The sequence below is a fragment of the Pseudomonas sp. MIS38 genome (assembly GCF_019891575.1).
In the GTDB taxonomy this organism is placed as follows: Bacteria; Pseudomonadota; Gammaproteobacteria; order Pseudomonadales; family Pseudomonadaceae; genus Aquipseudomonas; species Aquipseudomonas putida_A.
In genome coordinates, this window is sequence record NZ_JAFLXF010000059.1 from 1 (window position 1) to 829 (window position 829).

Below are 829 nucleotides of genomic sequence, written 5' to 3' on the forward strand. Positions count from 1 at the left end.
AACGACATCACGGTGCATGTCACGGCCACCCGGCCAGACTTCGAGATGGATGACATCATTCACTTGACCATGCTCGGCACCACCCTGGAGGGCGAAAAAGTCGAAGTCACCGCCCTGCCCCAGACCGTCGACAATATCCCGCATAACTACGAGTTCAAGCTGTCCATTGCGGCCGTGCGTAAACTGGTCAATACCCAGGTCAGTTTCTTCTATCGGCTGGAACGCAGCGGCAGCAGTGACCCGTTAGGCTCAAAAAGGCAGTTTGTACAAGTCACCGGCGCAGCCCACCGCCTGGCCGCACCGATCATCGAAGAAGCCGAGGGAGAATTCATCGATCCCACGAAGACACCCATCAACGTCCGCATTCCGTTCGATCCGGCCATCGAGTACGGCATGGGCATCGAGCTGTTCCTGTTGGGTAAAAGCCCGGACGGCAGCACCTTCCTGCCTGAGTTGGAGTGGCACATTCCGGAGGAGGATGAAGTCGAGAATCCCGAAGGTTTTGTCATCACCGTCGATGACTACAACCTCAAGCTCCTTGACGGCGGAACCCTGAAGGGGTGGTACGACCTGCTGATAGCCGAAGGCGACGAGATCCTCAGACGGGAGTCGCTGCACACGAAATTGCTCAATGTGGGTGAACCGAAATTCGAGCTGGACGCCCCCATTGTCCTCGGGGTGGCGAACGGCTTCCTCGACCCGGCCACACTGCCCGGCGGTACCAGTAGACTGACCATCCCCAGGCCTGTGGTGAAGCCATGGGTAGCCAACGACGAGGCCACCTGGAAGTGGGTGGGCGACATCTCCGGCGAGGAACCCGGGTCCCGCA

At 59.2% G+C, this 829-nt stretch carries 1 pseudogene; it reads left to right on the forward strand.

The features are described 5' to 3' along the window. A pseudogene (locus tag J1G18_RS27840) lies at nt 1-829 on the forward strand (hypothetical protein); the annotation flags it as partial.